This window comes from Aliiroseovarius sp. B-4 (assembly GCF_056857795.1).
Map to the genome: position 1 here is coordinate 159683 of NZ_JBSXNV010000041.1, position 25900 is coordinate 185582.

The window sequence follows — 25900 nt, forward strand, 5'->3', positions numbered from 1 at the left end:
GCGGTCTTTGACGTTTCCTTAATTCGCGTCTTTGATCGAACGTCGTTCCGATGCCAAGCCCTTGGCGATCGCGATACACATCAGCAACAAGACCAATGTGAAAGGCAGTCCGGTGGAAATCACCATGGATTGCAAGGATTGCAGCCCGCCCGCGCTGAGCAGAAGCACGATGGCCACCGCCCCTTCAAAGATGCACCAGAAGGCCCGCTGCGGCACCGGGGCGTCGATCTTGCCACCTGCCGTGATCGTGTCGATCACCAGCGACCCACTGTCCGATGAGGTGACAAAGAACACCACCACAAGAACAATGCCAACCAAGGACGTGAAACTTGCCAAGGGCATAACATCCAGCATCTTGAACAGCTTCAGTTCCAGAGCGGCGTCCTGCGCCACGGTGTAACCATCATTGATCACCTGGAACAGCGCCGTGCCACCGAAGACAGTCATCCAGAACACACTGATCATCGACGGGACCAACAGAACGCAGACGATGAACTCGCGCACGGTTCGGCCACGGCTGACGCGGGCGATGAACATGCCGACAAAGGGCGACCAGCTGATCCACCACGCCCAATAGAAGGACGTCCAGCCTTGCATGAAGTTCACGTCTTCGCGCCCGACCGGGTTGGACAGGGCCGGAAGATATTGCAGATAGGCCCCCAATGAGCTGAAGAACAGCTTCACCAGAAAGACTGTCGGGCCGACCAGCAGCACGAAGATCAACAAAAGGAAGGCGAGACCCATGTTGATCTCGGACAGCACTTTCACGCCGCCATCCAGACCGCGCAGCACCGACACCAGCGCAATCGCGGTGATGACCGAGATCAGGACCACCTCGGTTGTAGACCCGACGGGCAGGCCGAACAACTCGTTCAGGCCCGCATTCGCCTGTGTCGCGCCAAAGCCCAGCGACGTTGCCAGACCAAACAGCGTGGCAAACACGGCCAGCGTGTCGATGATATGGCCGACCCAGCCCCAAACCGCATCACCAAAGATCGGATAGAACGCCGACCGGATCGTCAGAGGCAGACCCTTGTTATAGGAAAACAGTGCCAGCGACAGCGCCACGATGGCATAGATCGCCCAAGGGTGCAGACCCCAATGGAAAATCGTCGCAGCCATACCAAGGCGCACTGAGGCGTCCTGATCCCCCGCGGCGCCACCCAGCGGTGCCCAATCGGTGCGCACGCCATTTTCAGACGCGGTTCCGCCCAGCGAGGATGAGAAATGGCTCATCGGTTCGGACACACCATAGAACATAAGCCCGATGCCCATCCCGGCGGCAAACAGCATCGCCAACCAGCCGACATAGGTGTAATCGGGCGTGGCTTCGGTGCCCCCAAGGCGCACATTGCCCCATGGGGTGACGATCAGCACCAGACAAAACAGCACAAAGATGTTCGCCGCACTGATAAAGAACCAGTCAAAACCTTTCGTGACTGCCCCGAAAAGCCAGCTGAACAAAGTGTTTGATTGTTCAGGCAGGGCCAGCGTGTAGAACACGAAGGCCACGATCGACAACCCCGAGATCAGGAAGACCGGGTTGTGAATGTCAAACCCAAAGGGCCCGACACTGCCTTCGACGTTGTCCTCTCCTATTTCGTATTCGGTTTCGATAAGTTGGGTGGTGCCATCGGGCGTTGGTATGCCCTCAAGCTCCTCCGTGTTGGGTGATTGGTCGACCATTCGGCGTCCTTTCTGTTTTTATTTGGCGCTTGTTATCGCGCGATCAGCCACGGATCAGCATCACAGAAGCCTTGCTGTGGGCTGCCAGATGCGCCCCGTGGCCTGACCAAAAGTAGTCGCTGACGCCCGGCGGATGTGTCGCCATAACGACCAAATCGGCACCAATTTCGGTAACGGCGTCTTCAAGTTCCTGATTCATCTGAACCGCAGGGTCGTGGCTTACGATCACGTGGCTTGAAGTTGACACGCCAAATTTTGTGCCCTGCTCAGCGGCAAAGGCCTCCAGTTGTTTGCGATATTCATCGGGGGTCCGGGCCAATTCGCTGGGCGTTGCCCCCGTCACACCGACAAAACAGACCTCGGCCCCATACGACCGGGCCAAATCGCCCGTCACAGCCATCGCTTTTTCAAGTTTCCCTGCATGGGCAAGGTCGACTGGTGAAACAATCTTGTTAAACATCTTCCCTCCTGTGTCCGACGGCCATCATGTCGCCGCTTGTTGCCGGGTGGCGCCAATTCGGAAACTGGCCGTCCTCGTCTGGGTGCGCTCGACTTTCAAGATAGGCAGGTCGAGTGGACCAGAGTGACGTGAACAGTCTTGCATCCATGGCAAAACCAATCAACCCGCAGCACCAGATGCCATTTTTCATTCACTCAGAAAGCGTTCCGGTCGGTGCTGTTGACGACCAATTCGGCATGAACATCTTGCCCTCATCAAAGAACAGCACTGGTCTGTAATTGTTGTTCAACCACCGTTGCGCCGATAGAGAGCCAGACCAGCGGCGAGGGCCAGAAAGGTTGATCCACAGAGACGTTCAATCCAGCGCAAACCATCGGCGCGCAGAGCTCGTGCGGTCGTTGCACCAAGAGCCGCATAGGCCGCCATCACCGCGAAATCGATCGCTATGAAGATGGCCGTCAGCAGGGCATATTGCGGCAATATGGCTGCTGACGGATCAACGAACTGCGGAAGAAACGCGGTAAAAAACAGATAGCCCTTAGGATTGGTCACGGCCACCAGAAAGCTGCGCAGGAATACGGATGTCGGATCGACGCGTGTAAATACATCCATGCGGGCAGCTTTCGAACCCGCCCTGCCCCTGCGGCGCAGAATACTGACACCAAGAAACACCAGATAAGCCACGCCCAGCCATTTCAAAACGCTGAACCAGAACTGAGAGGTTGCCAGCAGTGCGCCGAGACCGAGAGACACGGCACCGATCAGCACGAGATCGGACAGGATCGCACCCCCCATGCCAAAAAAAGCGATCAGCACGCCGTATCGCGAACCGTTGGACAGGGCAAGAAGGACAGTTGGCCCCGGCGTCGCGATTGCGATCACCACCACGGTTGCAAAAGCCAGAAGTGTCAGGTCCATTGGGAGCCCATTTCTTCGATCGTCACTATGGCGACGGCGAAAGGGTCACGTATGATCAAGTAAAGGTCATATTTGGTCACGGCTGCCTCCTACTCTGTCAGAAACCGGATATCTGTGATCCGGCCTTCAAAGAACGGATAAAGCGCACCATCCGCCGAACGGGAGATCGTGAACGTATGGGGGACCATCAGATTGCCTACGGGCCTATAGTCCCCTCGCGTGACGTGTTCGCCAGAACCGTGATAGGGCGTTGTCAGATCGCCATCCTCTTCGGCCGCCATTTGGGTCAGGCGACCCTCATCATCGAAATGCGCAACCATCGAAGCGGACAGGCCATCGGCGGTCACGGTTGCCCGCGCGCTGGACCTGTCAATCGCATCCCACGTCACCGGCCCCCCGGGCAGCAGAGCCTGCGGGAAAAGCGCACTTTCCAGCAACCACCGGCGCAGCGAGATACGGTTCAACTCAGGCGTTTCGCGTTCGTCCACGACCGTAAGGGTGGACAGGATCTTTGCCTTCATTTCCATTTGTCCCTTTGCGAAGAAGTCGTAAGCCCGCGCCCGGACCCCCGGCAGAACAGGCGTTGTCGCGGAAAACATCAAAGCTGGCGTTCCCACGGCAATCACTTGTTCAGCGGTTGCATCGTTGAAACCCTCCGTCAACGGGCGGCGGAACTTCCCTTCGGCTTTCAATTGGACCGCTGTGAAAACCGGAACGGGTCCAGTGAAGACGAACTCGAAATAGCGCTGCACCGGTTCGGGCAGGTCGGCGATTTGCGCCGCGTCGAATGCCACAGCCGGAATGGTTGCCCCAATATCTGCGATTCTGGACTGAAACGCGGCAATATCGGCTTCGGTCTGTGCCGAGGAATAGATGACGACGCTGGCGGTTGCCGCGATTACGGCAGCGGCACCTATTGCAAGAATTTTGAGGGGCTTCATGAGGGTCTCCACTATGATGTTTTCTGCTTCAATCGTACACTTATGTACTGCCATTGACTGTGGAGTATACATATGTACATTTACTGTCAAGACAGATCGAGAAAGCACACCATGACTCCGGATAAACAAGATGAAAGACGGCGCCAGATCGAAGCCGCCGCCTTCGACGTTCTCGCCGAGAAGGGCTATCGCAGCACCAGTATGTTGCAGATTGCCAAGCGAGCAGCGGCGTCAAACCAGACGCTCTATGCCTGGTATGGCAACAAGCAAACGCTGTTTCAAAGCCTGATCGAAGAAAACGCGCGAAACGTCAAAGACCTGCTTCGGGATGCGCTGGACAATCATTCCGACCCACAGGACACCCTGCGCGCCCTTGGCCCCCTGCTGCTGGCGTTCACCACCGGCGAGAAGGCGATTATCATGAACCGGGCAGCCATCGCAGATGCAGACGAAACTGGCCTTCTGGGCGAAGCAATTGACAGTGCCGCGCGCCACGAGATGGTGGCCTTGATCACCGCCATCATGATGCAATTGGTCGCTGCGGGCCGGTTTCGCGATGACACCGATCCCGCCGATGCCGCCGAAAGCTATATCAGCTTACTGTTCGGAGAGGTGCAACTGCGGCAAGCACTGGGCCGGATGGATGTATTGGATCGGACCGCGATCGCCCAGCGAGCTGAACGCGCCTTTGACCTGACAAGTCGGCTGTACGGTGCCACGGGATGATGATGGTCGCGAGCTTACAAACTGTTTGGTCGGCTGCGCAATGGCACCAGGAAGAAGCTGCGTCGCGGGACGACGCTTCAACATAAGCTCTTTTTTCCCGCTAGATTCTGGGTTGAGAAGGTTGCTACCCGCCCTCGCCTGCCCGCCTGCACCAATCGGATTGCCACGCAGAGAGTATCAGCGCCTTGTCCGTTTCACTTTTTTTGAAATGATGTCTTCGTGACCGGGATATGCAATCTGCACCTGACGGCAACAGGCGATTTTGTTGTCGCCGTCAGTCAGGTCATCGCTGGATCGGACTTGTCACGAAAAGCGCCAGATCAACTGCGGCGGCGGAATCTTCGCGCTGCCACCTTGCGGCTGCGGCGAATAAGCATCGCCAGATTGTTGCGATTGAGCTGTGCCAGCGAAAGCGGATCTCGGGTCGAGTTTACAATTGCCACCAGCAACTCGTCATCTTGTCCCGATGCGTCCGTCACCGGGTGGGACAGATCGACAGCGAACTCCACCGCACGCGGCACGCGGGCTTCAATCGGCCCGGTTAGATTGCGTCGGGGTGCTCCTGGTTCGGCCAAAGCCCAGCCCGCGGGCGGCGTGTTTGACGACCCGTCCATCAAAGCCAACACAGCCTGACGCCACGGCGTATCGATTGGCACCGTGGTCAAATCAACTGGCGCATTGGCAAGACGCAGCAGGACCACCGTGACCTGATTGCCCGCCAATGGATCGGTGTCCCGGTGATGCACCATGACATAGGTCGGATAAGTGCCGGGCGAACGGCGAAAATTCAGCCTGAACGGCGTGCGCTCACGCTCGGTTCGATCGAACATCTGCGCTTCATTGGGCAAGACCCCCATGCCCCAGGGCGGCGGCGCCGCTGAACCATGCACATATATGTCCGGGCTCATATCCAGCGTGAAGGTCGCAGGGGGGCTGGTGGAACTCAACGGGTCAATCGGCGCGGCATCAATCTCGGCCTGCCGGGTGTCAAGGTTGGTCACGCGCAGGTAGGTATTGCCCACTGACGTTGACGAGTCCGAGATATTCAACTCCCAGATCCCCCGGCTTTCCAATGCGGCACGCAGAAGCCTCAGATCCCCCTCTCGGAAAATCACCAGATCCTGCACGACGGCCTGCGGCAGACCGTTCAGTTCTCCGGTCCAGTTCCAACTTGGCGTGTCGCCTGAAAAGCTCAATACACCGCGCCACACACCTGCACTTCCCCCGACAAAAACGATATTCGGATCGTCAGGATGGACCACAACCGCAAACTGTGGGGCTTTGGTGCCCGAGGTTCCAGCCAGCGGATCAAGCCCTTGATTGCGCAATCCGGTGGGATGCCAGGTCTCTTCGCCGTCAAACCACCACAGCGTGTCCATCCGGTCTGCTTCCCCAACCTCGCCCGTATCTGTCATCTTCGATTTGGACGTCGTCGCGACGTAAAACGAGCCGTGGCTGCCGCGCGTCCGGTCATGGGAAAAGACATCGGTCCATTTGCCGATATAGGGCAGCTTTTCCGATGGACCGGTCTCGATATCTTCGTTCTTGCGGATCCGGTTCTTCATCTTCTTTTCGGTGAACCGGTGAGCGGTCCATTTGTCCTCGGCCTTATCAAAGCTGTATTGGTAGATGTTCTTGTTGGTCAGGATCAAAAGCCGCGCACCGTCGAAATCATTGGTCGCGTCGCCGCGCTGTGCCCAGCGGATCGTCACCGCCATTTCATCGTCGCCAAACTTGTCCTGCCCGTCATTTTCCGATCCCGGCGTGCGGGCATCTTCACCCGATGGCAGTGTTACCCATGTATTGTCTGCATTTGCCGGGTTCCAATCGGGCGAAAACCACACGCGCGTCGTGCCGATGGCGATGCGGGTTTCATCCACCTCGCCTGCCACCGCAGCGATTCCGCTGTAAAACAGCGAGGCGTCGTTCTCTTTGGTTTCGCTTTCAGGCGGAGCGCTGCCCGCAGCAACCGTGGTCCGAAAGACGGGTCGCGTGAACCGTCCCTGATTTTCCCGCCATGAGGCTTCGGTATATTGGCCAAGATAGTAGGCCGGGTTGGTCGTGTGATACGCAACGCCCCCGCCATCGCCCTTGCGCCAAAGCCGCCAGAGCGATCCGCCAACCTTTTCAATCCGGCCATTGTCCTGCGTGCCTGCAATAAGCGCACCTGGCACGTCGGGATGGCACGCCAGAAAACCGGGTTCCGAAATGGCAAGCCCATAGTTCAGCGACACCATGCCAGAACCGCGATCCACAAAAACCCCGCCATCGCACCCGATCCAGACCTCGCTTCCGACGGGCCGGATTGCGTGAACGTCTGCATGTGCCATGTTGCCGAAAAAGGTCGCGTCTGTCTCGGCCGCGAGGTTGTTACCGGTGTTGAAATCCGTGCTGTAGTCGTTTGCGGCATGGGTGCCGCTGATCGTCAGCTTGTGCATGTTCGCGTTCGAGACATTGCTGACCCGGATCGTCGATCCGGCGACATAGACGATGTTCTCATTCGTCGGATCGACCGCCACAGAGTTGTTATAATGCGATGAATTGCCGTCCACCTTCACAGTGGTGCCATCCATCTTCGGCTTGCCAAACAGACCGGGCGGGACATCATCGACGACACGTGCGGGGCCGGTGCCTTCGATCCGCCACAGCCGTGCGCGGTTATGTGCACCGGTGCCAAGCACATAGACCACATCCGGGTTGGACGGCGCGACGGCCATGCTCAGCCGCGCCCCGCGTCGTACGCCATTCAAACTGATCTTGCTGTAATTGCTGTCCGGGCCGCCTTCGGTGACATACACAGCCGTCTTGCCGGTCTCGTTGTGGGTCAGGGCTGCAAAGATGCGTTTCGGGGTCGATCCGGTCCACAACACATCCGAAACATGCGGCCAGGTGTCGGCATCAAAGTCGAAGGGCGCGCGTTCGATCCGGTCCCAAGCTGCATCTGCCACAAACGGGCCATCGCGAAAATACAACCCGGACGACGCTGCCGCGATCATCACATTGCTGCCAGTGGGGTCGAACGACAGCGACACGCCTGGCTCATGGGTCAGCCTGAATACGCCTGCGCCCCGCAGCGCGGTCCCCTCGCGCAGCCAGGGGATTGATCCCACGCTTCCCAAGGCACTGGAAAGCGTGCCATCAAGCCGCAATATGCCGACTCCTGCATGATCATCAGCATGGGTTCGCCCGGTGATGGCCCTTAGTTCGCCGGTCGCGGCATAGATCACATCGTCATCCGGCGTCGCGCCGAACTCGACATCAAGCGCGCCGATGGTCAACGATTGCACACGCCCGCCCGTGCCCGAAGCCGCGCTGGGGTTCACCCCCCAACTGCCAAGCGGTGCCCAGCTTTGCCCGGCATCGAGTGTCACCCACACCCCACCATTGGCTGAACCGGCATAGGCCCGGCTGCCATCTGGCGAGACTTGCAGATCCCGGACGCGTCCGGCCACGACAGGGTTGCCGGTCGCTTGCCCATTGATCATTCCCGTCGGTCCAAGCGGAATCCAGCGATTGGCGTCGGTAAAAGCGCCCAGATCTTCGAGAACGCGCAGATAATCCGCGCGATTGCCAAAGATTTCGTCAAACAATCCCTCTGGCGCATGGATGTCGGTGAAGGCATTGAAATCGTGACGACGAGCGGCGAAGTCGATGCCAGCGCGTCCGCGACCCGGCCAGTTGTATCGCATCAGCTCTCCTCCTCGTTGCCGGGGATCGGTGCGGTGGCTATGCGCACATATCCCTCTTCGATCGCCGCCGGCGCATCCGGCAGAAGCGCGGCTTGCGTTGCCGCCAGAATGGGGTCGTCCTTCCAGGAAAACGGCGTGTCGCGTCGGGTCCAGATCTGATCTTCTCCAAAACTGGCGATCTTTGGCAGGCGCACCTTGTCAGGGTCGATCAGCACCGGGCCGATCCGGGCCGACGGTGCCATCCGTCCCAGCCCCGGATCCACCCAATCACGCGCGAGTTGCAGCGATTTTCGCGGCACAATGCCCGAAGTCAGGTGCACCTTGCCCGCCGGATGCATCAGGATCGTCAGTCGGATGACCTCGCCCAGATGAATGGGGAACTCATCCTCGCCGACCAGATAGGGGTGATCGATCGGGTCCGGCGCGGGAATGCGCGATGCGCCCAACGAAGCGAACTGGCCCCTGCGCCGTCCACTTTCCAGCGCGCGGGTTTTGACTATCTTGTCAACCACATGGAAGCGTCGATAGTCGTCGTTGATAAAATAGCCATATACCCCGTCATCATCGCGGGTGAATTCGCCAAGACGCGCATGAAAGGCGCGATCTGCCAGGTCGTCATAAACCGCCTTGCGCGCGTCACGGGCGCCGGGCGCAGACAGATCCAAGAGATCGAGATCGTCATAGATCTGCATCCGGATCGTCGCCCGCACCACCGCCATCGGTCGACCGACCAACCCTGCAATATGCGGCGTGCCAAGCGAGGCGAATGTGTCAATCGACCAAAGCGTCGTATCAACCGCCCGCAGAAAAGCCGAAAGCGCCGTTTCACGCTTGGCGCTGAGCGCCGTGCCACCCCGGGTGCGCGCATCGGCTTCGATCATCGCCGCCGCGAACCGGCCCAGGGGCTGCGCGGCAGGGCGAAGGTCAAAAAGCGGTCCGGCATCTGCCGGCCCTTCGCGTCCCGGTGCGATCTCCCATACGACACCACCGCCGATGGGTTCATGCTGCAACTGCCCCAAGGGCGTGCCAGCGGCATCAAAGACTTCCAGCGCCTCGTCAATCAGATCGGGCAACAGGAACCCGGCCACCGGATTCACCATCAGGTCAGGGCGTTCCTGATTGATCGTCGCCTCTCGCGGCAGGGCTGCACCATCCGCTGGATCGGCCAACCGGAACGCAATCCGCGCGGGCCGCGTCAAACGGGGGGGAAGTTCCAACCACGGACCGGGTTGGACCAAGGCCGCAGGATGCACCACCCTGCCCGGCTCCACATCGAGCACTCTGCCGAACGCATCCACCAAACGCGCTGTGTTGATCCTGATCCGGCCCGAGAACAAAAGCTGTGGCAGATCAATCGGTGCGATCTTTGTATCTGGTTGCTCGACCTGCCCATCCGGTGCTTCTGGCAAGCCCAACAAGGCTTCGTGAATACCGCTTAACGTGGCCGAGATCACATCAGCATTCGTCAGGTGCTTGTAGACCGCGCGCACCTCTTTTTCGCCGTCTTCGTCAAGCTGCCCTTCATCGTCGATATCGCGCAAATCCTCGGCGGTCATCCAATTCGTGACGGTCGCTGTCAGGCTTTCGGCAGCGCCATTGTTGATGGGGCTGCGGCCTGAAATGACCCTGGTGGAGCCGCCCGGCGGTGGGGCCGCATCGTAATCGACCTGGCCCAGCGCCCAACCTGTCAGCCGATCAGTCAGATCAAGCTCGACTTCCCATTCCAACCAGATCGGCGACCAGGGCTGCGCCCAGACGGTCACACCCAACGGCGCCGCATCCACGCCGTCCAGCAAGGAATGGCGGCGCAGTTGATCGCCCAAAGCGGCCTCCATCGGGCCGGGCACGGACGCCTCGCCGGTCCGGGTCGGCGCGGAAAAACCCGGCACGGTCCCGTCGTAAAGCCCGTCGCGCGAATAACGCAGCGCCACTTCGCCCCGCAGCCTCGCGGCCAGAACGCTTTGTGGAAACGGGCTTGTCGGCGCGGCCTGTTCAGCAAGCCACGGTGTTGTGAACGGATCAGTGATCACAGCATTCTGCGCCAGCCTGACGACCTCGTCCGGCAGCGCGCCATGCGGGAAGGGTCCCAAATGTTGACGGCCCGATATGCCGCCTGGAATGACAATTGGTATCTGGCTCGGCCATCGGCAGGTCAATGTCCCGTCGGGCGACGCCACACCGTCCTCTTGATGGCGACGCGAGCGTTTGGCATCGCGGATCGCCACCACAGGTTCCAAAGCCCGGAAATAGCGCGGGCCGGGGCGGCGCACGCTGCGCACTTTCGGTTCGGCCTGTGCGCGGCCGTCGCGTTCGAAATAATTCGAAGTGAACCCAAGATGGTCCGGCACGACACTGACGACACCGGGTTTGGTGGCCGACCACGTCAGTTCGGTCGCCAGCGTGCGTTCGGTTTCCTGACGTTCCGTATTGCCGGCCCGATTGCGCGCCGCGCGACCGGCGATCAGGTTCTCCGGCCCGCCACGATCTATGATCTTTTCGATCGAATAGTCCCGCCCGCGCTCGGCCTCGAACCGGGCGGCATGTTCGCGTTCTTCGATCTCGACCGCGCCATTGCGTTCGCCCAGTTTCGCAACCTGATCATTGGTTAATGCCGCGATCAACCGCTCGGTTTCGGCCCGGGCGTCAAGATCATCGCCCTCCATCGCTGCCGCCGTCAGTGCGGCGATACTGTCTTCCACCTGCGGGCCAAGGGCTGCACGAACCCGGCGGGGATCGGGGCGCTGATCGGCGGGCACCGGGCCTGTGACTGGCACACCATGAACGATCCCGTTCAACAAAGTGGAGTAGATATGTTTGGGTTCCACCGCCACAAACCGGCCGCCCTCGGGCAAGAACACCTCGGCTCCCTGAGCGCCAGAAAGCGCAGTTGAGCTTGCGAGCGAACCGGTATCGACCAGTGAAAAGCGGGTGGCGCTTTCTACCCCGAAATTGGTCAGCTCTGCTTGGTAAAGCATCGCCTGTTCTGTAACCGCCGTCTGCCCGCCGGTGTCACTGTTGACCCGCCAACCCAAATCCTCGGTCACGCTTGCAAAGCCCGATGCGGTGCGAGCGGCATCCAGAGGGTCCTCGGCCGCGCGGCTCCACCAGCCCGCAATCAGATAGGTGGCCACATCACCGAAAACCCCATTTGGCGCGGCTTCCGTTATATCATTCAACGGATCGTGGAAGGCAAAACGATTGAACGTGGCGTCATAGCTCGCGGTCCAGGCCAGACTTCCGCCCGCACCTGCATTCAAGTCGCGACCCTTCAGCGTCTTGCCAGTCGGCGACAAGCCCTGGTCGGTCTCTTCCTTCCAGTCTTTCAGTGGAATGACCCGCGTCGTATCGGCTTCGATCACCCAGCCGGTGACGGCCATCCGTTCGGCCCGGTCGGGGGCCAGAAGCCGTAGCACCAGCCAGCGGTTCGGCAGCGCCGCAAGGCCAAGCCCGTCACCATCGACATCCTGCATCTGACCGTTCATCACTGCATCGGGCATCGCCCAATGCAAATGAACGCCCGAAGGACGCGGCGCACCGGGATCAAGCGGTGCGGGGGTCGGCTCTGGTGGTTCACCATCAGGTGTCGACACAGCACCCGGGAGGCGCACAAACACTTCGGTCGAACCTTCTTCGACATAAAGTGCCTGCACATCAATCGGGACGATCAACCGCGGTTTGCGGATGATCTTGGGGTCCCAGGTCGCAAAGTCGTCCACCCCAAGTCCCGTGCGTGCGATGACAGACCAACGCGGCGACGAGATGGCGATATCCAACACCTGGGGATCAAGCTCAATCGGCATCGAACACCCTTTCAAAGTCAGCCGCCAGCGTTGTCACTTCTTTCGATAACGTCGGTCGAAACACGGCGGCGATATCAAAATCGCTTGTCACTTGGGGGTCGCCAAAAACCTGTCGATACGGGAAGCGGATCATCTGCAAAGCAAACTCGGCACCATCAAGCTCAGACCCCATGCCAAGGCTGTCATCCTCAAGAAACGCGCGGCCCGTGTTGGCAAGATCCAGCACGCCGGGGCTGCCGGGCCGGAACCGCACCGGCAGGCGCTTGGCTTCGGCCATCGTTTCGACCTCATTGCCGTTCTCATCCACGTAATTGGCCGTCTGCACATTCCGCGCCGGGATCGACGCGGCATAGGTATTGGCCACAGTCTGTTTCAAGCTGACACCAAATTGCAGCCCCCGTTTGGGTTCCTCGATGTGAACGACTTCGGGCATTCCGTCGAACAGCGCCAGCATCACCGCCGGGGCCAGTCGTTCCAGCCGCAGAAGTTTCAGCCTGTCTGGATGAGACTCGGGCAGGATCTCTTCGTCGTTGCCGTCAGGTTCACGCGCATAGGCCCGCACATGCAGGCCGGGCCAACCCGACACCGCCCGTGACCGCAGCAGAAACCCCGTCATCAACCCAGCGCGCCCGGCTTGACGTTCTTCACCGCCGGGCAGACGCACCAGACGTTCCTCACTGTCGATCTCGTCTTCTATGGCACCATAAAGCCGGTCAAGCTGTGCCCGGTCCCCCGTGTTGACCGTTCCGACCGACAAGGCACCTTGGGTCAAGGCATCGGTCCATCCCCGATCGACATAGAAAAAGCGAATGGATTCGATGGGAAGCAACGCGCTGTCAGCCACCAGATTGGAAAACGGAACGCCTTCCAGAAGCCGCAGCCGCGCCAGAAACTGCCGGACTTCCCGAGGCGTGATTTTGTCATCATCGGTGTAGTCATCGACGTCTGTTGCCACCAAGACGCCTTCGATGGCGGCCACGGCTTCGTTCATGACGGTTTCGGCGGTCAGGGTTGCTTTGGCCATCATTCCAACTCCTTCTTGCGTCGCTCGGTCGTGTGCCGGATCAACGCATCAAGCGCATCTTCATCTTGTGCCGCCGACCGTCGCAGGTCGCGCGCGGCCCTTGCCCCGCCTTGGGCCAATATGCTGCGAAGCGACTCGTCCAACCCGGCGTTAAGCGCCTGCATTATCGAAGGGTCGAGCGTCTCGGCCGACGCACCTCGGGCCACCGCAACGCGGTCCAGCATCGCCGGATCACGCAGGCGCTGAGCCTCGACCAGAACCTGCCGGTCGATCCCAAGCCCATTTGCCAGATCGGTGATGGGGTTGGCGGCCAGATGCTCGATCGGGCGACCGGGGTCAGCGATGGGACGGGCATCGCCGAAATTCGCGACCAAATCGGCCGAGGCCACTTTCAAAAAGCGCCTGCCAACCTCGCGCGCGACGCCTTGGCCCAACGTCAGATCAAGCGTTCCGGCGAACTGACCGACCTTGCTGAGCTTGCCGTTCAAAAGGCGCGCGCGTTCCGCCCCGAATTGCTCGCGTCGCCACCGCATCAAGGCCGCAACGAAGGACGGTTGCGAAAGCGCCAAAAGCCGCCCGATCTCGAACGCGATGGCAAGCGACAGATCCTCGCGGCCATCCGGAATCGTCAGCCGCAATTGGTCCGAAACATGGGCCAGCACCGGCAAATCACCTGCCTGATGCCGCCTGCGTGTGGCAAACGGCACAAAGGGTCCGCGGAACCACGCACGGCGGTCTTCCCCTTCACGGGTTTTGTGCGCAAGCCCGACATGTCCGGTGCCGGTGACTTCCGGCGGCACGCGGGGTTTGTCGGCGGGCGGCGGCGCGTCCCCGCCCACGGCGGGCAGGCATTCAGGACGCGGCGGTTCGGCATCAGGGCCGGGCAAGGTGCCCAGAAGCCCCACATCCAGTTCTTGCATTATGGTGTCAAGCGACCCCGCGCCGTTGCAGGTAAAGCTCCAATGCGCAAGCACCGGGAACCGATAGGTTTTCTCCAGCACATATGCTTCAAACGGGATCCGGAAGCCTGCTCGCATCGCGTCGCGCACCACGAAAGCAGCATCATCCGAGTTGGCCGAGGTCGCGACATCCGAAATCCTTGCCGTCACGGCCTCGGTTGCCCATTCTTCAGCCTTTGCCGAACGGGTTGCCGTGGTCCGCGTCGGTGCTTTGGTCTTTGCGCGCGGATTAACCCCGCCCAGAACCGCACGACTTGCTGGGCCACCACGAGGCAGGTCTCCGTCCAGCACCTCAGGTGCAACGAACTGGTCCACTTCGGCCCCCATGAAGCGCAAATCCGGATCGACCGGTTGGCTTTGCGCGACGGCGGCGGCGTTGAACACGAACTGGGTTGCCAGAAACGTATTGATCGGCGGGGTTGGCGCCGGCAAGGCGTCAAGTTGGCCCTCGAGGTTCAGAAGGCAGGCCATATAGCGCACGGGTTTACAGGCCACACGATCATACTGAGGCAGCCGATTGGCCAGCACCACTGCCATGAATCCGTCATCATCACCAAGCGCGTTTTCCGTATCCGCCAGACTGACCTCGCGCACATGGGCGAGCAGCCGCAAATCCTCGACCGTCGGAAAGACCTTGCGCACCACCGTTTCGGGCACCGACAGATAAAGGCCCTTCACCACATCGGACGGGCCATTCATCGGCACGCCCGGCGTGACGCAGTCGGCAATCGGAGTCTCGACCGAAATCTCGCCCTCGCCTTCCGCAATCACCACCAGCGCAAGCCAGGGCGTGTTGCGATCTGCGGCTTCTTCGGGGGCGTGGGGCACGTCGGGATCGCCGGGGCGCAGCGGGCGGCGCTCCCACGGCATGGTCCGGCGTTTGATGACGATCTGCGGCAGTCGGCTTTCATAGGCGCCTTCGGAATTGGCGGGCGGAAAGGTCGACAGGATTTGATCGGGCGGCAGTTTGAACCGGGGCGAGGTAATGCGCACGCGGCTTGATTGCGTTTCCACGTTCAGCCCGGACACATCCGGAGAGCTGAGCGTGTGGCGGGCAACCAGATCGTAATCCCCGGCTTCAAGCGGGGGAACGAACCCGTCATAGAGCACGAATTTTCCAACCGCGACCATATCAGCACGCCTCCTTCAGTTTGTTCGGTGGTTTCTTCCAGGCAATTTTCACCGGTTTGCCGCCGACCGCCCGAGGCCGATCCAAAAGCTCTTCCAGGCTGCGGGTTCCCAAAAGCTCTGCAAAGCGATCCGCTGTTCCATTCGCCAGCATAACGCCGGCAAGTCGCCCGGGCGCTTTGCTTTCCACGCCGACGCTGACCGGGCCGCCCTTGCCAACTGCGGTCGTTTCAAGGATCAGCGCGGTGCGCGCGCCCAGATTCACCACGACCGGCGCGGCAGCGGTTTCCTTTGCGCCGGTCAGAGCCAGCGCAAAATCGCGCGCGGCGTCGGGATTGACCGGGCCTTCCAGCAATAGCACCAGCAGCGGCTGGAATGTCTCGAACCGGGTTGTGATCCGACCCTGACGCGTCAGTTTGGCCGCGTTGATCCACCCCAGCCCTGCGGCCTCGTTCCGTCGCCCGATTTGCGCGCCCGCCGCGTGGACCGAACCTCCAGCGAAGATCGCGCGGCTCCAGCCAACAAAGGCCAGTTCCTGTTCGGCCATCCAGCCCGTGACACCGCCCTTGGCACCGCCATCGCCCAAGGCCTCGATAATGATCCGCGAGGTTCGGCCCGGCAGACTGACCCGCCCACGATCGGGCTTGCCGGTGTCCAGAACGGCGCCGCCAAGCCCGATTGCAGTCACACGTGCCGCCCCGCCCGAGGTCGCGATGATCCCAGCCCCAAGGCGAGGGTTCGAGCGTCGGGCGGCAGGCATGTCGAAGATCGCGATCTCGCCGGGGGTCAGCAGCGCGCTGTCCGACGCCGCGCGCCGGGCAGGCCCGGTTGCCACTTGGTCGAACGCCGCCAGACGCTCTGCCGCCGCACCATCCTGCCCAAGCCCCGCCACAAAGCTTGCATTGGCCCGCGCCGATTGCGTCACAGGTGGGCGGGTGCCCGCAATGACCGTCTTCTGACCACGCGCAGCGGTGTCGACACGGGTCAGGACCGCAGGAAGTTGTGATGGAAGGCCGGCCCGCATCTGTGCAAGGCTTGGGGCGACCACGCGCTGGATCTGATCGGTGTTTCTGACAGTGGTGATCCTTGGCGCGGCCTCGGCGCGGATTTCGGGGCTGAGGATTGCGGCAGCGCGGGGCGGTTTGACCGACAGGTCCAGTTCCTTCACCGGCGCTGCACTCAGGACATTACCCAGCGTCGCTGCCTCGGGAACCGCCAACCGTTCGCCGAGCGAGCCAATACGGCCCGGCGCGACCCGTGCATTTGCGCGTCCCGCCAAAGCCGCCTTTCCCAGTCCGTTCTGCGCCAGGATGTTTTGTTCAAGCTCGAATATCTGGTTCGGATCCAACCCGCCCGGCACAGTCGCGACCAGCCCGCCGATATCGGCAAGGAAGCCGGGGCGCACGGTGGCCTCGGTGACGAATGGCAGGGGTTTGCGCGGTCCGGCCTCGACCTGATTGAAGGCGATCTCGGGCGGCAGCCTTCCAATGCGCGAGGGCTTCACGGTCATATGCGCGCCTTCAAGCGCGTCCAGCACTTCGCCCTTGGGCATGGACTTCTTGTCAAGCTCTTGTGGCGGACCCCAGACGGCCATCGGGAACTTGCCAGTGTAACGGCCCAGAACCGTGACGCCGGTTTCGTTGATCCGCTCGGCGTCCGTGTCGACCCGGATCAGCGACAGCGACAATTCGGACCCGTCCAACGAGGCGTTGATCGGTGGCAATCCAAGCGGCAGCGTGGAATAATTCTGCGGGCTTGCGGTGCCGACTGCCAGACGGTCGGCGGGCAGCGTGGTCGTCACCGTCATCTCGAATTCACTCATCACTTCGAAAGGATGGTCGATGGACCCGTCCGCGGTGCCTTCTTCGCCACCGGGTGGCAAGGCCCCGTTGCCCGCGATGGCCGATAGCGCCCGCGCCGTGCCCGGTCGTGCTTCTTCCAGGTATTTGACGACGAAATCGGTCCAGGTGATGTAATTGGGGGAAGACTGGCTGCTTGCGCCAAATTTTACCTTCAGCTTGACAGGCCCGACCTTGAAGCGCGCCTCGCCACGGAACTCCGGCCCTTCGACATAGATGCTGGCCCCAAGGCTGATCTTGATCGTGATCTTGCCAATCCAGACATCAATCGTGACGCCCGCCGATATCTTGGCATAGGCTTCGGCCTCGTATCGGAACGGGTCGAAATAGATGATGACATCGCAACCATAGGCCACATAGGCCCAGGCTGGCCCCAGCGTGGCCGAGGCTTCAAGCCCGCCGCCGGCCATGATCGCCTCGGACGTCAACGCGAAGTAATTGCCACCCTTGATGACGATATTGCTGGTCGGCTGCCAATGAAAGCCAAGACGCGGAACCACCGGATAGCCGTCGCGGTGGAACTTCGGATGGTAGCCGCCGAATGTCAGGACAAACTCGCCCTTTTTCGGCCCACCGAACCAAGAAACATAGGCAAAGCCGCCCGTCAGCCGCACACTTTCATGAAGCAGCCAGGAATTGTCGGTCAGTTGCGCCTGTATCCAGATCACGCCCTCTTCGGTCGAGAACCGCGCCACCAGCGCAATCTCGATCGAGACCAGCCGGAATTGCGGACGCGGCAGCGCCATCCGGGCCAGGCCAAAGATGTTCAACTCGAACCCGTTGCCAAACTCGACCGCGACGACCGCCACGCCATCGACAATCATGAAGCTGGTGTAACTGATCCCGGCGGCAAACCAGAACGTGCCTTTGCGCGGCGGGAACGTGACCCGCACGCTGTCCATCTCGGCCATGGGGTCAGACGGGGCCGAGGCGCTGGGATCAAGCGCCTTGATCATCACGAACTCATCAAATTTCGACAGATCATCGGGCACGACGATCTCGCGGTTGATGCCGAACCCGCCGCCAATACCTGTCAGGAAAAACGCAGGCGGCCCACCGATGGGACCAACAATGGCACCATAAGCGAAGAAGGCTGTATAACGTCCCTCGTCATTTTCCTCGATCGAGGCATAGCCGCCGTAAATCGACAGCCCATAAGCCGCAAACCGCGCCAGCAACATGCCGACATATTCGACATTTTCGGGATTGCCGGGGTCCGAGTATTTCCTGAGACCCCCTGCCAACTGCACGCCGGACAGATCGGCGCTGACGGCCAGGCCTGACAGATCAACGCTCCAACTGCCGGGGTCATAGACAGGTCCGGCATCAAGCGAATAGGTCAGTTGCAGATCATCCACAGCCGCCGTCAGCCCGGCAATCGAAATGTTGCCATCAAACAGAAGCGAAATCTTTTCAAGCTCTTCACCGGTCTGGGTTACGCCCAGTCCGACCTGATCGACGTAAAGCGGCCCGAAGCCCTTCTTGATCGACAGCCACCATGGCCCATCGCCTTCGCCCGCCGACAGCCGCACCATCACCGGATCGGACCCGTGTTTCTGAATGGCAAGCGCGGGGCTGAACATCGGCGCCAGTTCCTGCCCACTGTCCGAGCTTTCGTCCATGATGCCCTGCGCCACAGGGTTGCCGCCGGTTCCGCCGGAGACGCTGACCGCAAGGTCGGAAAGTTGCACCTGCACACCACCAGCGGGTGGTCCATTGCCGATCCGGCCAAACAGATGCAACGCGATCGAGCCAAGCGACAGGCCGAAATCGACAAGCGGCGCACCGTCCTTGCCGATGCGCACGCCCAGCCCATTGGCGGCAATCGACGGTGCGAAGCCCAAAGCCGGGCTTGTTTCGACCAGCCCAATCACGATCCCTGCCGGGGGTGCGTCCTTGATCCAGCGGCTGTCATTTTCGATCGAAACAACCACATCGCCCGAGGTCAGCGGAAGGCGTGACGTCAGCCCGACATTCACGCCAATCGCATTGCCATCGCGCGCCAGACCCACCGTCAGGATACTGTCGATGGTCACGGACGGACCCGCATCGGCGAAGTTTTCGATCAGCCGGATCATCCGCGCGATGAAGTTGTCGCGGATGTCGCTGGCGCTCTGCCCCGGCGTGGGGATCAGTTGGAACAGTGCCAAGTCAAGCTGGCTGGTGTCGCCATCCAGCAAGATCACACCTTCCAGAAGATCCTCGATATCGCTCGAGCCGGTGCCGGGTATTTCGGTTTCCAGAAGGTCTTGAACCGGGTCGGTCTGGCGCAGGAAATCGACCACAAGGCCCACGGTCAGGGTCAAGAGGCCAGAGGCCACGCTGGCCGGATCCGACACCGGACCGTCGCCATCGTCGAACACAACCTCAAAGCCCAACGGATCAAGGATTGTGCGCAGCGTCAACACCTGCACCCCGTCCCCCGCAATCGCAAGGCCAAGGCCCACAAAGGGAACGGTGATGTTTTCCCCGACCTCGAACGAAACCACAGGGAACAGGCTTGCACCGCCTGCATCAATCAACGCAGGTCCGATGCTGCCGGTGAATTCGTCCAACCCGCCCGCATCGAAGGCCATTGCCGTCGTGACGGTTTCAACGAACGGCAACCCGGTGTCGGAATATCCGATGGCAAAGCGGAATGGCCCGGTCTCCAGCGACAGGGTGATCGGTCCTGCGATGATGTCCAACCCGGCAGCACTGGATGAAGCCGACACGCCGACCGGCAGAACCGGTGCCAACGCGTTTGCGAGCGCGTTCAATGCTCCGGTCGTGATCGCAGGCCAGCGTGCGGCAAGCTCGCCCTCGGGATCATTTGCCCACGCAGACAGCCGTGGGCCGGTAAATTCAAGCGGTGTGCCTTCGCGCAATACAAGCGCATCGCCCACAGCCGCCACAACGTCGCCCGCGGTTCCGCCCGCATCGACCAGCGCGTTCAAGGCCAAGGGCAGCGCGGTCTCGACCGCCGCGCCCGCAAGCGAGGCCAAACCCGGCGTATTGGGGTAAAGCGGCAAATCCGTGCCACCTGCATTTCTCAGAAACAGGCTGACTTCAGCGGAAATGTTCAAATGCACGGCGCTGCGCCCTTGGATTGCGCTTGGCAACCCGGCAAAGACGGCGATGTTTGGCGCAACCGGTGCTGTGTCTGAGATCAAAAGCCCGAACCGACCACCAAACGCCAGTTGTTCCGCCCCGCCACCAATGGCGTCGCTATCCAGCGCCAATCCCAGATCCAGCACGCCCCCTGCGCCAGTCAATTCAATTGCCACACCGTCCGCGACGTCCCAACGTCCCGGCGCGCCGGACAGGCCGAGGAATGGGCGCAACGCGTCGAAGGCCGCACCTACACGGCTTGCGTCATAGCCGCCCGCCAGCCCGAAGACCGCATCGCTTTTCAGCCATGCCACCGGATCGCGGAACAGCCCGATGGGTGTGACCATTGCCCGATCACCATCCGGGCCAGGGGCAGCCAACAACCCCAACATCTCAAGCAGCCCGTCGATGATCAGTTTCGCACCGTCATCCTGAGACCGCATGTAATCGACGCCAAATTTGACCGCACTGGCAATGGTCAGCGGCGCGCCTTCCTGGGCCAGAGCAGCGGGATCGGCGTTCGGCCAGATGGGCAGGCTTACTGGTGCCGCACCCGGAGGTGTCCAATCAAGCCTGATCTCCAAGGGGTCAAGCGAGGCCGTCAGCGCACCAGAGGACGCAGCCCCAATGCTCAGGTCTGCGGTGATCGGGCCAGAGCTTGCGGCACTGGCGGAAACGCTCCAATTGGGCAGCCCCAGGGACGGAGCCGATCCGGCAAGTGAGAACGAGACAGACCGGGCGGCGATGTCGATGCTCAAACCCGGAATACCCGCGAATATCGTGTCAGCGGCACCCTGCAAATCCAAGACCCTTGCAGCGCTAAGAAGCGCGTCGCGCACCTGCGCATCGGGTTCATGCAGCACGCGATTCAGCGCTGTGGCCACCAGCCCGCCCAGATCATCAATAACGCCGATCGCGCTTAGCAAATCGGCTAACGCTCCCATCTCTGGGCTGGGATCGCTCAGGATTTCGGTCACGACGGATGACAGCAGCACCCGCACTTCGGGCAGCGCTGTTGTAACCACACCCTCGGCGGCGTCTGCCCCCGCTTCGCGCAGAACCCAAACATCGCGGGCCAGACCAAAGACAACCGCATCATGCAGTCTGATCTCGGCTTCTACCGGCCCGGACGCGCCCAACGGCACCGCGATATCGACGGCGATCCAGCGCAGTTCCTGTGCCGCCCCTGCCCCGGACCCCGGACCACCAAGCAGCCAACCACCATCCCGGCGGATCTCCAGATGCAGTCTTACGCTGCGCTCATCCGTGAGTGACGGAAGAGGATCAAGCGCGATGGCACCCAGTTCCACAGCCACGTGGCCCGAAACGGTAAGTCCCCCGCTGGCGGGTGTAATCGGCAAAAGAAGACCAAATCCTGCGCCCGTCACTGTGGCGCTGGCCTCGAAACCAGCTTGCACGCTGGCCCGTTCGCTGAGACCGGCCGCGGCGGCGGCTGTCAGACCTGCCCGAATCGCCGCACGGTCAAAGATGCCATAGACGCAGTGCAGGTTCAGACCCGCAGCGACGGTTCCTGGCAGGTTGGCAGGAGGGCTGAGTTCGGCGGCCGGGTCGGCGAACCGCGACAGACCGGACAAGGCGCCGAACGCCGCGCGGGCAAAGCCAAGCGCATCATCGTCAGGTGTGCCGGGGTCTTCGGGGGGCAGCAGCCCCAGGAAAGTTCGCAAGGCTTCGGCACCGGGATTGAGATCGAAGATCGAAAACGCCGCCGGAACCAGCGGCATGCCAAGCGTCAAAAGCCGGTTGACCGATCCTGCCCCGACATTTTCAGCCGCCAACCACGCCGCATGGGCACCCGCTGCATCAGCCACCACCGCAACGTCACCGCCCACCGTCGAGAACGCAGCGAACATCCTGGCCAATCGCGCGGTTTGCCCTCCGGTGCCGTCGGGATCGCCGGACAACAGCGCAACATCCGCGCGAGGACCAAGCGCGATGAACCATTCGCCCGGCGCGGCGGTCGGTGCCTCGAACGTGTCAGGCGCGCGGCCTGCGGGGCGCAAGTCAATCCTGCGGTCCTCAGATGCGGCATCAAACGGGAAGGCGTCGGCTTCGTTTGCAACGGCCAGATGAAGGATCGTGCCGGGTAGATTCCCAAATATGGCTTCAAGATCAACGGCTTCGCGTAGACCCGGTCCGGCGACATTGGGTATTTCATGACGCGTCGCACCATCCGGCAGGACATCCGGCGGCACAATCAGGCCATCTGTGCCCGAAAGCCGTGCCTCAAGTGCATCGATCCCGGCGGCCAACGCAGCAATCCGCGCGCTTGCCTGAACAAGACCTTCGCGCGACGCAAGTTCGACCACGATACCCGCGGCAAGCGAGGCCGTATCGAGCGGCGCGTCTCCGGGTCGCCACTGTCGAAGCGCTTCTGACTGGACCTGCCCGTCGCCCTGCACTGCACGCCCGGGCATCGTCCAAAGCCCCAAAGCTGGACCACCCAGATCCGGCGCAAGGTTTATGCGCAAAGGATCGTCGGGCGCGCCACGCCCGGAGAGCACACCAAATCGCTCGCGACTGCCTGACATCACACGGCCCAAAGGCTCCAACACCTTGCGCAGTGACCCGCCCGGATCACTGATCAGCCGACCAAGCCAAGCGCGCAAAGCTGCATCGGGGTCGGCGATCAGATCGGACAGCGCCAGACGGTTTATCGCGGTGTTTTCGGCCAGAACTCCGGCACGCCGCCAGCCAATGGCAGTCAGAATATCCAACGCCCAAGGCGCGGCAATGGAAGCACCTAAAAGTCCGATCAGTTCTTCGATGGCATCCCACTGTTGGGGTGTCAGGGCGTCAAAACCTTGATCGAAGTTTGGGATATCCAGCGGGATCTCGATTTCACGAACGATCAATGCGGGGTTGGGCGCGGCAAAGTTGACTGACAGACCTTCTGTGGCGCTCCAACCGAACCGGGCGCTCACCCGATCTGCGGCAATCGCCAACGGATCATCGCCCAATGCCGTGCGTCGCGCGCCCCGCCCACGGGCGTCGATGGTCAGGGTGACATTTGCGGCGAAGGCGGCGTCAGGTGCGGCCAGATCCGCCCGCATGATCAGCATATCTATGCTGGTTTCCAGCACCGTGCAGCGCTCGCCCAACTCGGATTGCGTCGCGGAAAGTCCGACGGCAAGCTCGATCACGCCCGGATCGGGCTGACGAATGAGCAAAGCAACCGGTCCCGTGATCCCGACCCGCCAAGGAGTGTCGATGGTGCCATTCCCGGTTACAGGATCGGCCGCCACCGCCGCATCGGCCAACAGTCCGCGCAGCGCGCCCAGAACCTCCGGAATATCGCCAACGTGACTTCCAAGAAGCCCAAGCCAGTGGTTTCGCACAGCGGCCAGGGGGTCAGCCAGAAAGGCAGACAGGTCTAACGTCGGCAGTCCTGGTGCGCCGGCAGGGGGCGCGATACCCAAGAGAACCGAAATCGCCGTGCCGGGGGGGCCAAGCTGCGCCAGAAGTTCCGCAATTACGTCTCCGATCACCGTCGTGCCCGCTTCGGCTATGGCATCCGGTGTGGAAAGGTCCAGAACCTCGTAGGAGTTGCCCGCAATCACCACCTGATCCAACGCAAGGATCGCGATGGGTTGGCGCAACGGCCCAAGGGCGATACCAGCGCGCAAAGCCTCGATCCCCGGATCGCCCACAAGAAGCGGCGCGCCAGAATTGCCAAGTCTCACCTGCGCCGACAGCGCAGGAACGGCGACCGCGGCACCCGTGCCCAGATCGAGTTTCAGAAGGTCCGCAGCCACCTCGACCCTGGCCGACCCTTGCGTGATCCCGAAAGAAATCGAGGGCGTCACGACAGGCCGCCCGGTCGATCCGGTCACGACCCCAATCACCAGATCCACGCTGACCCCGCCGCCCAGATCAATGGCAAGCGTATCGCCCGACAGGCTCGCCGCACCTCCGATCAGGTTGGCGGCCGCTTGCAGCCAAGCAGACTTGGCCGCGCTGTCGCCCATGAGTGCTGCAAACCAGTCTGCCAGAACCTGCGGCCCCTGATTGACAAGCCCGTCGATGGGAAGGGGCGGCACGGACCCTGCAAGCCCCAGAAGCTCGGCCAGCGCGGTGATCTCGGGCGTGGCACCGCCATCCGCCATGGCCTGGATGATGCCAAGGATCAACTCGAGCGCGGACTCATCAAGCGTATCAAGATCAGAGACCGAGAGCGAGAAATCGCGCGGCGCCGAGAACCCGGGCAGAAACAGCCCGCCAAGTGTCAGCGCCACCGCCGGATCGCCATCCCCCGCAGCTGTGGGCGTCGTGAAGGCCAGACCAATGGATCTTAGCCCCGCTTCGCCGCTGGGCGGATTGGGATCGACGACAATCTCGCTTGCCAGAATAAGTTTGCCACCCGGATGACCGATCAACACCGGGTCCGGGACGGAGTGGCCTTCTTTAGCGGCACGGAACAGGGGCACGAAGAATGAGGTCGCCGTGTCTGGGTCCGTCGTTTTCAGCCGCACGCCAAGCCCGATGTGAACTTCGGTTTCCGGCTCATCGTCGATGACAAAATAGAAAGTCGCAGCGCCATCATCGCTTGCCACGACCGGCAGCCATTGATGGCCCTCGCCGTCAATCTCGGTTTCTCCTTCCAAAAGCCGATCCATGACCGCCAGCAGTGCTTCTCGCTGCGTCTCATTGGCGAGCATCGTCTTCAGATAGGTGATCGGATCGGCCAGCCAATCTTCATTAAGCGCACCGCTGTCGCCGGCAAATCCAAGCGCCTTCAGGACGTCTTCAAGATCTCCAAAATCGGCAGCATCAAGGCTCATGGCGCCCTCCGGTCAAATCCGTGTCGCGCCATCGTGCCAATGGTCAGCCCCCCTGCCCCCGCCAGAAGGTTGAATGCGATCAGTCCATTGCGGTCGGGGTCTTGTCCGGCACGGTTGGCCAGCACCTCGGCCAGGGTCAGAACCGCACCCCAGGCGAAGGCGGTCAGAGCATCGGCCCATATTTCGACGATCGCTTCGGGCCCGATGGGGCGCATGGGCGTGGATGCCATCAGCCCCGCCGGGCGCTTTTCAGAGCCGACGGCGAAAGGCACCCTGATCACCACATCTTTGGTCTGATCGGTCCTGACCGGCAGGTGAACCACAATCCGTCCCGGTTCGGTTTCAATCTCCACGCGACTTGTGAAAACCAGTATCTCGCTGTCGCCCAGCACCCAGACGGTTTGCTTGTCGCCCGCCAGCTTCACCGCTGCACCACGAAACAGCGTCACCACTGTTTTCGGCCCAAGATCAATCCTGGGCCCGATTTGACCGGTATTCACAGGGCGATCCGGCACCAGATGTGGGCAGCGCTTTCTGAGCGCCTGAAACATCTTTTTGCACACTTTATCAATGTCTTTGTCGATGTCCTTGTCCGGTGTCCGTTCAAGCAAACGATCAATCGCGACCCGCAATGCGCCGTCTCCAACCAGCCGCTCAAGATCACCGAGATGGGTGTCGGGTAAAGACGCCTCAGGTCGCTTCGCCGGGCGCTTCACATCCTGTCGGACTTTCGGTTTAGGTCGGGGCGATTTGCCCATAGCGATCCTCCTCGCTTGCTGGATGATCCAACAAGCGTGATGTGCGTTGACATCGATAGGTGT

The 25900-nt window shown here is 61.4% G+C and carries 11 protein-coding genes; 1 reads left to right on the forward strand and 10 read right to left on the reverse strand.

Translation table 11 applies throughout. The features are described from left to right. Nucleotides 1-18 precede the first annotated feature (18 nt). The 4 genes from AC13C8_RS16215 to AC13C8_RS16230 all read right to left on the reverse strand — a co-directional run bounded on the left by AC13C8_RS16215 (nt 19) and on the right by AC13C8_RS16230 (nt 4005). Entirely contained in the window at nt 19-1686 is a 1668-nt protein-coding gene (locus AC13C8_RS16215) for a BCCT family transporter (RefSeq protein ID WP_091429620.1), read from the reverse strand. A 43-nt stretch (nt 1687-1729) separates the two neighbouring features. Next, on the reverse strand, nt 1730-2146 hold the full coding sequence (locus AC13C8_RS16220; RefSeq protein ID WP_091429618.1) for a universal stress protein: 417 nt from the start codon (nt 2144-2146) through the stop codon (nt 1730-1732). Between the two features lie 285 nt (nt 2147-2431). Beyond that, the gene (locus AC13C8_RS16225; RefSeq protein WP_482848327.1) at nt 2432-3064 is read right to left on the reverse strand and encodes a LysE family translocator; all 633 of its coding nucleotides are present in this window, start codon (nt 3062-3064) and stop codon (nt 2432-2434) included. A gap of 89 nt (nt 3065-3153) precedes the next feature. Next, a complete protein-coding gene (locus tag AC13C8_RS16230; RefSeq protein WP_091429615.1) occupies nt 3154-4005 on the reverse strand; it encodes a DUF6920 family protein in 852 nt (283 codons plus the stop codon). Between the two features lie 111 nt (nt 4006-4116). On the opposite strand from AC13C8_RS16230, the gene AC13C8_RS16235 reads away from it, so the two are divergent. Further along, entirely contained in the window at nt 4117-4731 is a 615-nt protein-coding gene (locus AC13C8_RS16235) for a TetR/AcrR family transcriptional regulator (RefSeq protein ID WP_482848330.1), read from the forward strand. Between the two features lie 320 nt (nt 4732-5051). On the opposite strand, the gene AC13C8_RS16240 is transcribed toward AC13C8_RS16235, so the two are convergent. The 6 genes from AC13C8_RS16240 to AC13C8_RS16265 are packed head-to-tail and all read right to left on the reverse strand — an operon-like array spanning nt 5052 to nt 25837. Beyond that, on the reverse strand, nt 5052-8420 hold the full coding sequence (locus AC13C8_RS16240; RefSeq protein WP_482848331.1) for a beta propeller repeat protein: 3369 nt from the start codon (nt 8418-8420) through the stop codon (nt 5052-5054). Then, the gene (locus AC13C8_RS16245) at nt 8420-12220 is read right to left on the reverse strand and encodes a hypothetical protein (RefSeq protein WP_482848334.1); all 3801 of its coding nucleotides are present in this window, start codon (nt 12218-12220) and stop codon (nt 8420-8422) included. Before AC13C8_RS16245 ends, AC13C8_RS16240 begins: the two co-directional genes overlap by 1 nt. After that, entirely contained in the window at nt 12210-13247 is a 1038-nt protein-coding gene (locus AC13C8_RS16250) for a hypothetical protein (RefSeq protein WP_091429607.1), read from the reverse strand. The genes AC13C8_RS16245 and AC13C8_RS16250 overlap by 11 nt, the downstream gene beginning before the upstream one ends. Further along, a complete protein-coding gene (locus tag AC13C8_RS16255) occupies nt 13244-15334 on the reverse strand; it encodes a hypothetical protein (protein WP_482848336.1) in 2091 nt (696 codons plus the stop codon). The genes AC13C8_RS16250 and AC13C8_RS16255 overlap by 4 nt, the downstream gene beginning before the upstream one ends. 1 nt (nt 15335) lies before the next feature. Then, the gene (locus AC13C8_RS16260; RefSeq protein ID WP_482848338.1) at nt 15336-25079 is read right to left on the reverse strand and encodes a DUF6603 domain-containing protein; all 9744 of its coding nucleotides are present in this window, start codon (nt 25077-25079) and stop codon (nt 15336-15338) included. Next, the gene (locus tag AC13C8_RS16265; RefSeq protein ID WP_482848340.1) at nt 25076-25837 is read right to left on the reverse strand and encodes a hypothetical protein; all 762 of its coding nucleotides are present in this window, start codon (nt 25835-25837) and stop codon (nt 25076-25078) included. The genes AC13C8_RS16260 and AC13C8_RS16265 overlap by 4 nt, the downstream gene beginning before the upstream one ends. Nucleotides 25838-25900: the final 63 nt, after the last annotated feature.

What these genes read in the sequence shown, in the direction of transcription:
- AC13C8_RS16250 (WP_091429607.1), bottom strand. Translation starts at nt 13,247, where the DNA reads ATGATGGCCAAAGCAACCCTGACCGCCGAAACCGTCATGAACGAAGCC.
- AC13C8_RS16225 (WP_482848327.1), bottom strand. Translation starts at nt 3,064, where the DNA reads ATGGACCTGACACTTCTGGCTTTTGCAACCGTGGTGGTGATCGCAATC.
- AC13C8_RS16215 (WP_091429620.1), bottom strand. Translation starts at nt 1,686, where the DNA reads ATGGTCGACCAATCACCCAACACGGAGGAGCTTGAGGGCATACCAACG.
- AC13C8_RS16245 (WP_482848334.1), bottom strand. Translation starts at nt 12,220, where the DNA reads ATGCCGATTGAGCTTGATCCCCAGGTGTTGGATATCGCCATCTCGTCG.
- AC13C8_RS16255 (WP_482848336.1), bottom strand. Translation starts at nt 15,334, where the DNA reads ATGGTCGCGGTTGGAAAATTCGTGCTCTATGACGGGTTCGTTCCCCCG.
- AC13C8_RS16220 (WP_091429618.1), bottom strand. Translation starts at nt 2,146, where the DNA reads ATGTTTAACAAGATTGTTTCACCAGTCGACCTTGCCCATGCAGGGAAA.
- AC13C8_RS16235 (WP_482848330.1), top strand. Translation starts at nt 4,117, where the DNA reads ATGACTCCGGATAAACAAGATGAAAGACGGCGCCAGATCGAAGCCGCC.
- AC13C8_RS16260 (WP_482848338.1), bottom strand. Translation starts at nt 25,079, where the DNA reads ATGAGCCTTGATGCTGCCGATTTTGGAGATCTTGAAGACGTCCTGAAG.
- AC13C8_RS16265 (WP_482848340.1), bottom strand. Translation starts at nt 25,837, where the DNA reads ATGGGCAAATCGCCCCGACCTAAACCGAAAGTCCGACAGGATGTGAAG.
- AC13C8_RS16230 (WP_091429615.1), bottom strand. Translation starts at nt 4,005, where the DNA reads ATGAAGCCCCTCAAAATTCTTGCAATAGGTGCCGCTGCCGTAATCGCG.
- AC13C8_RS16240 (WP_482848331.1), bottom strand. Translation starts at nt 8,420, where the DNA reads ATGCGATACAACTGGCCGGGTCGCGGACGCGCTGGCATCGACTTCGCC.